Annotated in this window: 9 protein-coding genes; 7 read left to right on the top strand and 2 right to left on the bottom strand. The window is 50.2% G+C overall.

Features of this window, described 5'->3' with window-relative positions; translation table 11 throughout:
- Positions 1–315 precede the first annotated feature (315 nt).
- The 3 genes from HRU10_14405 (at position 316) to HRU10_14415 (ending at position 2,195) form a co-directional block, all read left to right on the top strand.
- Positions 316–1,350 (top strand): sugar phosphate isomerase/epimerase, encoded by a 1,035-nt coding sequence (locus tag HRU10_14405; GenBank protein NRA28423.1) that lies wholly within the window; start codon positions 316–318, stop codon positions 1,348–1,350.
- A gap of 232 nt (positions 1,351–1,582) precedes the next feature.
- A complete protein-coding gene (locus tag HRU10_14410) occupies positions 1,583–1,825 on the top strand; it encodes a type II toxin-antitoxin system prevent-host-death family antitoxin (GenBank protein NRA28424.1) in 243 nt (80 codons plus the stop codon).
- The gene (locus tag HRU10_14415; GenBank protein NRA28425.1) at positions 1,815–2,195 is read left to right on the top strand and encodes a type II toxin-antitoxin system VapC family toxin; all 381 of its coding nucleotides are present in this window, start codon (positions 1,815–1,817) and stop codon (positions 2,193–2,195) included. Before HRU10_14410 ends, HRU10_14415 begins: the two co-directional genes overlap by 11 nt.
- A 100-nt stretch (positions 2,196–2,295) precedes the next feature.
- Here the strand turns inward: HRU10_14415 and HRU10_14420 are convergent, their stop codons facing one another.
- Positions 2,296–3,099 carry a hypothetical protein gene (locus tag HRU10_14420; GenBank protein ID NRA28426.1) on the bottom strand — a complete coding sequence of 268 codons (804 nt, stop codon included), beginning with the start codon at positions 3,097–3,099 and terminating at the stop codon, positions 2,296–2,298.
- Between the two features lie 120 nt (positions 3,100–3,219).
- On the opposite strand from HRU10_14420, the gene HRU10_14425 reads away from it, so the two are divergent.
- From HRU10_14425 to HRU10_14440, 4 genes are all read left to right on the top strand, one after another.
- Positions 3,220–3,738 carry a DUF5069 domain-containing protein gene (locus HRU10_14425; GenBank protein ID NRA28427.1) on the top strand — a complete coding sequence of 173 codons (519 nt, stop codon included), beginning with the start codon at positions 3,220–3,222 and terminating at the stop codon, positions 3,736–3,738.
- Positions 3,739–3,767: 29 nt separating this feature from the next.
- Positions 3,768–5,045 (top strand): hypothetical protein, encoded by a 1,278-nt coding sequence (locus HRU10_14430; protein ID NRA28428.1) that lies wholly within the window; start codon positions 3,768–3,770, stop codon positions 5,043–5,045.
- A 47-nt stretch (positions 5,046–5,092) separates the two neighbouring features.
- Complete coding sequence (locus HRU10_14435) at positions 5,093–5,440, top strand: hypothetical protein (protein ID NRA28429.1); 348 nt, start codon at positions 5,093–5,095, stop codon at positions 5,438–5,440.
- A 176-nt stretch (positions 5,441–5,616) separates the two neighbouring features.
- Complete coding sequence (locus tag HRU10_14440; protein NRA28430.1) at positions 5,617–7,116, top strand: sulfatase; 1,500 nt, start codon at positions 5,617–5,619, stop codon at positions 7,114–7,116.
- 41 nt (positions 7,117–7,157) lie between these two features.
- Here HRU10_14440 and HRU10_14445 read toward each other — a convergent pair whose 3' ends face one another.
- On the bottom strand, positions 7,158–8,267 hold the full coding sequence (locus HRU10_14445; GenBank protein ID NRA28431.1) for a TonB-dependent receptor: 1,110 nt from the start codon (positions 8,265–8,267) through the stop codon (positions 7,158–7,160).
- Positions 8,268–8,361 lie beyond the last annotated feature (94 nt).

Raw genomic sequence — 8,361 nt, forward strand, 5'->3', positions numbered from 1 at the left:
GACTTCCTTGATCGGAAGTCCGCCAGAGCCAACCACTTTTTAATTTTTTAGCGCATCCCTATGGGATGGCTGTGATTGGATTTGGGAAATTTAAAATACGGATTGGAATTCATTTAGGAAGAGAGCGCATGCTGGATGCATGCAGAGAGTATACTCGGACGTTTTTTGCCCATTTGTAGCAGCGGCTGAGACATGCATGGCATCCGCCACTTTCAGAGTGCATGAACTCAAAGCTTTTTCCTTCCACAGTAAGCCATTTTAATCCTACTTACCCGGCACACCCAGATTCTTTAATCCGTAAAAAATACCTCTACCATGTCTCGCAAAGTCACTTTGTTCACTGGCCAATGGGCTGATTTATCCCTCGAAGAACTCGCGCCCATGGCCCGTGAAATGGGCTACGATGGCCTCGAACTGGCTTGCTGGGGCGATCACTTTGAAGTGCAAAAGGCTCTTAGCGAGGCCGATTATATCGCCAATAAGTGGAAGCTACTCCAAGACAACTCACTGACCTGCTATTCCATTTCCAGTCACTTGGTCGGCCAGGCGGTGTGTGACCTAATCGATTCCCGCCACCAGTCCATTCTTCCCGATTATGTTTGGGGCGACGGTGAGCCCGAAGGCGTGCGCCAACGCGCCGCCCAAGAATTAATTGATGCCGCGAAGGCAGCTCGGAAGTTCTTTGATGCTCGTCCGGATGAGTCTGTCGTAGCGCCAGTGGTCAACGGCTTCACCGGTTCCTCTATCTGGCACGCCCTCTATGCTTTCCCGCCGACATCCCAAGAATTCTTAGAGAAAGGGTTTGAAGACTTCGCCCAGCGTTTCGGCCCTATCATGGACGCATTTGATGCGGTCAACGTTAATTTCGCTCTAGAAGTCCATCCTACCGAAATCGCCTTCGATATCGCCAGTGCCCAACGCGCCCTTGAGGCCCTGGGCCAACACAAGCGCTTTGGCTTCAATTACGACCCCAGCCACTTGGGCTACCAGGGCGTCGACTACGTGAAATTCATCCGCGACTTTGATGACCGTATTTTCCACGCCCATATGAAAGACGTATGGTGGGCTGCAGGTGACGGCTCAGTCGGTGTCTTCGGTGGACACACCGACTTCGGCGATGCTCGCCGCTATTGGGACTTCCGTTCCGTAGGCCGTGGCGCCATCGACTTCGAGGCCATCATCGTCGCTCTCAACGACATTCGCTACGGCGGTCCCCTCTCCATTGAGTGGGAGGACATCCGCATGGATCGCGTCCACGGAGCCACGGAAAGCGCAGCATTCGTTCGCAATCTCGACTTCCCCCGCTCCGACCGCGCCTTCGATGCAGCCTTCGACAAAGAAGAACAATAATGGTATCCATCAGGCATAAAGAGGTGGCGACAGCCATTGCTTCACCCGAGCATTGTCCCACTGCGATCAGTTCAGTGATCGCGCTACCAAGCCTCAGGAGATGATCGTTCAGTAAGAGCTCAGCATCTTGAGATTCATTTCCCCAAACTAAGCTAGACAGATTGTGGATATGAGCTAAACAAACCATTTCTAAGGATTGCAAAGTGCATATTTAATGTGCACACTTTAAAACATGGAAGCTAGTTTGATAGACTTGCGTCGACGACCCAGTCGAATTTTGAAGGCTGTAGAAAATCGCGAAACAGTTATTTTGTCGCGACGCGGTAAACCGATAGCACAAATCTCTCCTCTGGAAAAGGATTCGCATGAGAGTTTGATTGAACACGAGGCTTTTGGGATTTGGAAAAATCACGGGCCAGAGAACGTTGAGGCACAAATACGCGCACTCCGCGATAGCCGCTATCGTGATCTTTGATACAGATATCCTAATCTGGTTCCTACGCGGCAACACGGAGGCTGCGAGCATAATAAAAGATACTCCAAAGCGGTCTATCTCAGCCGTTACGCTGATGGAATTACACCAGGGAGCTCGTGACAAAAGAGAACAACGAACCATAGGAAAATTTTTCCGTGATCAATCGTTCAAGCTACTTCCACTGACTGAAAATATCAGCCATCGAGCCTGCATTTATGTGGAGGAGTATTGCCTAAAAGCTAACATGCAGATGGCCGATGCACATATAGCAGCCACCGCAGTGGAAGAACGCGAAGTGCTATTCACTGCGAATTCGAAACATTATAAATCGATCACCGAGCTAGAACTGAAAGTGTTTAGAGTCTCTTGAAAAATGGTTTGCCGTGATGCTGGAGGCCCTACATCTCCGTCCAGAAATCGTCCTGAAACTCTTCAGAAAACTTCGTCCAAGTTGCTGCAGACCAACAGCGCTATCTCCCGAGCATGCCTTCTTTCATGAAGGCGATCAAATCTGTGAGCTGTTCCTCGGAAAAATATGTCACCGCTGACATCTTGGAATTGGGATTAAAACTCTGCGGGTTAATCGTGTAATTGATAAAATATTCAGAATTGTGAATGGCGTGCGCCGCTAGAATTTCGAAGGGACGCATCGCCCTGCTGCCGCCAATAGTTCCAGCAGGTCCTGAATGACAACTGATGCACGAGACCATCCAGTATTTGCGACCTATTTCACCTTGATGAGATAATTCCGTGAATTTTCCGCTGTAGTAAGGCTCGAAGCGTTCAGCGTAGTTTACAAATTCGATCTCAGTCACACCCCAAGGCATCTTATGGCCAGAGCCAAGGACGCCTGGATGGGCTTGATCATCGAACGAAAAGAAAAACGGCCCGGGATCTACGTCGAAAGATTCCTTCCAATTTGAAGGTTTAACTCCATTGATCTCGACGACAATGAAGGCTTCTTTCTCTTTTGAAAAATCGCGCGAAAAGTGAGAAAGGTATCCGTCCCAGCACCATGCGAGCAAGGTATCTTTTTCCTCAGCACCTGCGACGCTCTTCCACAAAGCCTCCATGGGGACAACCTTGAGTTTGGCATGGTTGAAGTAGGGAGGTTGGTGTAAGTTTAACTCTTTCGCCTCAAGCCCAGCTACAAATTCATAACTCAAGGTCAGTTTTTCCTCATTGATCGTAACAATGAGATCCTTTTCTTCGCCGAAAAGCTGGATTGATGTAATCGAGATGACGAAGAAAAAAAGTAAACGGCGTGCTATCATAATGTCGGAAGGTTTCTTGTTTTGCTGGCAAATTTCATACCATTTTCTGTGACAATGCTTGTTTGCAATGGTTCGAGCTCTTGAATGAAAACGGTCTCAATCTTATCATCAAATTCCATTATGCCTGAAAACCACCTTGCCGCTCCGTTTGGTCCAACGGGAGCTATCCTACGTACCCTGCCATCGCCCTACTTACCGCATTCAGCCACGGGATTACTCCATCTACCGCGCTTCATCGCAAAAATCCGTTGGGTTAAAGAATACGGTGAACTGCCAAAAAGTTATAAGAAAAACTATAAGCGTGGTTTCGACCGATTCCTCTGCATGCACCTGGGAGTCGATCCCGCAGATGTCGAGACTGCGGTTATGGAAAGCGCAAACGACGCTGAACTCGACGCGAAGCTGCTCGCTCTGTTCCCAGAGGATTGCCGTGTCGCTCAATGGAATCGCGAAATCACACATAAGGGGATCAGCGAGGCTGGGCGAGAATTTCTCCTCGAAGCACTGACTGAGATGGGGTGTCCCGAGAAAATTGATACAGTTCTCTGTGTAGCCGACTTGATTGATTTTGATGAGGGCCGCATTGAGGGTTATGATGTTGCCACGGCGATGGAAAAAAAAGCCGCTGCCGAAACCTAGAACGGCGCTTAAAGTCTACGCTCTAAACCATGGCCTCAAAGATCATTGCACTGTGTGTATTCTGGATCGTATCGCTTGCCGTCGCCTTCTTTTTTGGACTCAATCAGACGCCATTGATCGACATGGAGAACGATCAATCCATGCCTACAAATACTGGGTTTCAGATTAACAATGCTGAACGCTCCTTGATCGAAGCCCTACGAGAGCAACCGTGGCAAATCGACGAACTCCGCGATCAACTCGAAAGCGGGATATTCAATCAAACGCGTGAAAGTGTAATCCCCGATGACTCGAAACGCCTTTCATCAAAAGCAGCGATGCAAACTTTGAAGGGTTTGCTCTCTGATCCAAGTGTCGCAGTCGAGCGGTCTTGGGCACTGCTCAATCAAATTGAGCCTTCTGACATCCCAGAGCTGCTTGATATTCTTCAGAACAGCGCGACCACGGGACGCAGTGCGCGCCAGTTCCGATCTGCATTTATCCGAGCCGCAATGAGCAAATGGGCACGCGTCGATCCCAATGGAGCACTAGATTCGGTCGACCCAGAGAGTAACGCTGCCCGCAGCGCTTACTTCGGCATTTTTGAAGCAGTAGCCCAGTCCGATCTAAACTATGCGCGAGAATTACTCGAAAGAGTGCCCGATGCCACCGCGCGGTCTGCTGCCTATTTCGCTGTCATTGAAGCCGAAATGGTACAGGATACAGTCGACTTCGTTGAGGTCGGTCAGCTGATATCTGACGGCCTATCCACTCAAGCAGGCAACCGCTTCCTCAGTCGAGTTTTGCAGCGGGATGAATTTCAAAGCCCAGCCGTCGCATCAAAATTCATAAGTAGCCTCGAAAATACGGATAATCGTCGATTCGCAAGTGACGCTATCGCCCATAACTTGTCGAACACAAATCCTGAACTCGCGGCGAATTGGGCGCTGACCTTGGATACCGATCTCGAACGCGAAAGCGCCCTACAAATCTCCACTCAAAAATGGATTGATAAGGATATCGGCGCTGCCGCTGAATGGCTGAACCAGCAGGGAGGTTCGGCAGATATTGATCCAGCATATGTCAGTTTCGCGCGACGTACAGCACATGAAGACCCCGAAGCCGCGATGAGCTGGGCAGAAGGCATTACCCAAGACGAGCAGCGTAACACCACCGTTTACTACGTGGCCCGCCGCTGGCTAGAGATCGACCAAGACAAAGCCCAAGCATTCGCCGAAAGTTCTGCAGAGTTAACCGAGGAACAGCGCAATAATCTAATGAATCCGACTGAGCTTGAAGCTTTACCAGAACCCACTAAAGTATTTTAAAAGCTAAAACCGAGGTTTGATAATCCGAAAAATCCCTACACCGAAACATGAAAAATATACTCCTCCTAATCGCCTCCTTAGGGCTGACATCCTTTACATTTGCCGAGGGAACCGCCAAGGCAGAAAAGTCAAAACCTCAGAAAGAGACCATCACGGGTGTCGCCCAATGTGCCAAGTGCACTATGAAACAGAGCAAAAAATGCCAAACGGCCGTCGTCGTGGGAGAAGGCGACGATGCCAAAGTCTACTTCCTCAAAGGTGATAAAAAATTTCACGACCAGATCTGCAATCCTGGCACCAAGTTAAACGTGACGGCAACAGGCATCATTAAAGAAAGTAAGAAAGGCAAACTCAGGATAACTAAGCCTAAGGTAACGGTCATCGCAGCAAAGTAGAGCTGAAGGCTCAGGTATCATTTCAGCATAGGCTTCCCCAAACCGGGGAAGCCTTTTTTGTGGCGGTTCGAATCAGCCTCACGAGCCAGCAAGGTGATAGATGGATAAAGGTTATTGGGACGAGATTAGAGAAATTTCTTGTTTCATATATGGAACATTGGTAACTCTTTCTCCCAATGGCCGAACGTCCCAATATCATCTTCATCATGTCTGATGACCACGCTGCGCAGGCGATTTCTGCCTATGGTCACGGCATTAACCAGACCCCTAATATCGACCGCCTGGCCAAGGAAGGCATGCGGTTTGATCATTGTTACGTTACGAATTCTATCTGCACGCCTTCGCGTGCAGCGATCATCACGGGCACGCACAATCACATCAATCGGGTGACTACCCTGGATACGCACATCGACAACCGGATGCCCAACGTAGCCAAACACCTACAACAAGGCGGCTATCAAACAGCGATCATCGGCAAATGGCATCTGGGCGAGGGTCCACGTCATGAGCCCACTGGCTTTGACACATGGTCGGTAGTTCCGGGTCAGGGAGACTACTATAATCCCGAATTTATCGGCCCAGATGGCATAGAAAAGATCCCCGGTTACGTCACCGACATCACCACCGACAAAGCACTGAACTTTATCGAACAGCGCGACACGGATAAGCCTTTTTTCCTCATGTGCCACCACAAGGCCCCCCATCGCCCCTGGCATCCACGCGAAGATCACCGCGGCACATACACAGATCCCATCCCCACACCCAAGACTTTTGATGACGACTACATGAACCGTGCTAACGCTGCCTCTGCAGCCAGAATGCGGATCACTCACGACATGACTTATTGGGATCTCGATTTGGTTCAGCCAACTACGGCTGACGGTCGAAAACTCGGTACGGTGGAGTGCATGATTCCCTCTCCAGACGATCTTGAAGGTTTCGAACTCATGTGTCGCCTCACCGGCGAAAAATTTACTTTCCAGACGCACCAAGAGCTCAAGGAATTCAAATATCAGCGCTACATGCGCAAATATCTGCAGACCGTCCATTCGATCGACGATAATGTGGGGAGACTCCTGGAATACCTGGACGAGAAAGGTTTAGCAGAAAACACGCTTGTGATCTACACCTCAGACCAGGGCTTCTACCTTGGCGAGCATGGCTGGTTCGACAAGCGCTTCATCTACGAAGAAAGCTTCCAAATGCCCTTCCTGGTGCGCTACCCTAAGGGCATCTCAGCCGGCGCTATCAATAAAGACATGGTGAGCAATGTCGACTTCGCTCAAACCTTCCTCGACTTCGCAGAGCTACCCGCACCCAACTATATGCAAGGCCGAAGTATCAGGCCTTTACTCGAAGGCAAAACGCCGGACGACTGGACCGATCTAGCTTATCACCGCTATTGGATGAACCAGGACGAGATCCACAACGCCTACGCTCACTACGGTATCCGCACGCACGACTATAAACTCATTTATTGGTATAACGAAGACCTAGATGAAGACGGAGCCCGACCCGGCACCGACCAACCTGAATGGGAACTCTTCGACCTAAAAAAAGACCCTCTCGAAGTCATCAATGTCTACAACGACCCAGCTTATGCCGATGCAGTTGAGAGCATGACCAAGAAACTCGACGCAAAAATGAGCCGCATTGGAGATATTCCCTGTCATTGATTTTGTAGGTCGCCTACTGACGGAGTGCTCAATTGGAATGCTTAAAACTCCCAAGTCACCCCCACGCTCACACCGCGCCCCGGCTCAGGTGCCTGATCTTTAATAAACGAGGTATGATGGCGAATCTCTTCATCGAGCAGATTGGTCGCTTTGACGTAGAAACTCCCCGAAGCCTGATCCATTTCCCAGTACCAGGTCATCTGGGCATCCCACTCAACGTAGTCTTCTGTAGGCAGTTCGAAAGGAGCGGTTCGGTCTTGCTCAAAGGCATAGCGTAATAGCGAACTCAACGAGAGATTCCCGAGAGTGTAGTCCAGACGGCCGCCGAGACGCACCGGAGGCGTGCGCGGTAGATAAGTATCTGCGTCTCTGTTTTCAGCATGGGTGATATCGAGCAGGCCTGTGATGTGGAACGATTGGTCAACCTCATGCAGAGCATGCCAGGTGATCTCCGCTTCAACGCCATAGACGAGAGCCTCAGCTTCAGTGAACTCATATACGTCCAGCTCATCGATCTCTTCTCCAGTCTGCTGGCTATAGACATAGTTATCGAACTGGTGACCAAAGAGCGTCAATACCGCCTCGATATCTCCCGAGTCATAGCGGAGTGATGCGTCGATTCCATAGCCGACCTCCAGATCAAGCGTCGGGTCTCCAATTTCGTATTGAGCCGTCGCAGCATGGGGACCATCTGCATAAAGTTCGGTGGCGTTAGGAGCCCTTGAAGAGCGAGTCAGCGAAACACTGGCACGCAGCATATCGCTCAAAGGCACCAGCGCCGCAACTGAAACACTGGGAGCCCAAGCTTCGTCGCTATCCCCAGCATTTGTCTCAACCTCACGATAGTCGATACGGCCTCCGAGACTCCATTGCCAAGAGTCCATATCGAACTCTTCCAAGAAAAATGCTGCCCATTCAGTCGTCTCAGACGGGGGTGTAAACGCCTCTTCGCCGTCTGCCGTCGAGTCTTCAAAACTAGCCTGTGCTCCCCAAACACCGGAGACGTTATCCCAGGCATGGACGACTTCGAGCCGTCCTTCCCAACCAGAGAGATCATAACGCGTTCCTACTTCATCTCCCTCTAGCTCCACGTGCTCATAGTCTGCGAAGCCTAAGCGTAGGCGCACCGTTTCTACGAGTCCTGCTTCCACAACAAATTCTGCATCCAGATCACAGCCATCCCATAGGGATGCGCTAAAAAATTAAAAAGTGGTTGGCTTTGGCGGACTTCCGATCAAGGAAGTC

The organism is Opitutales bacterium (genome assembly GCA_013215165.1).
Taxonomy (GTDB): domain Bacteria; phylum Verrucomicrobiota; class Verrucomicrobiia; order Opitutales; family JABSRG01; genus JABSRG01.

Bases quoted from the DNA above. Each gene is read 5' to 3' on its own strand.
- HRU10_14405 (NRA28423.1), top strand. From the start codon at position 316: ATGTCTCGCAAAGTCACTTTGTTCACTGGCCAATGGGCTGATTTATCC.
- HRU10_14410 (NRA28424.1), top strand. From the start codon at position 1,583: ATGGAAGCTAGTTTGATAGACTTGCGTCGACGACCCAGTCGAATTTTG.
- HRU10_14420 (NRA28426.1), bottom strand. From the start codon at position 3,099: ATGATAGCACGCCGTTTACTTTTTTTCTTCGTCATCTCGATTACATCA.
- HRU10_14425 (NRA28427.1), top strand. From the start codon at position 3,220: ATGCCTGAAAACCACCTTGCCGCTCCGTTTGGTCCAACGGGAGCTATC.
- HRU10_14430 (NRA28428.1), top strand. From the start codon at position 3,768: ATGGCCTCAAAGATCATTGCACTGTGTGTATTCTGGATCGTATCGCTT.
- HRU10_14435 (NRA28429.1), top strand. From the start codon at position 5,093: ATGAAAAATATACTCCTCCTAATCGCCTCCTTAGGGCTGACATCCTTT.
- HRU10_14440 (NRA28430.1), top strand. From the start codon at position 5,617: ATGGCCGAACGTCCCAATATCATCTTCATCATGTCTGATGACCACGCT.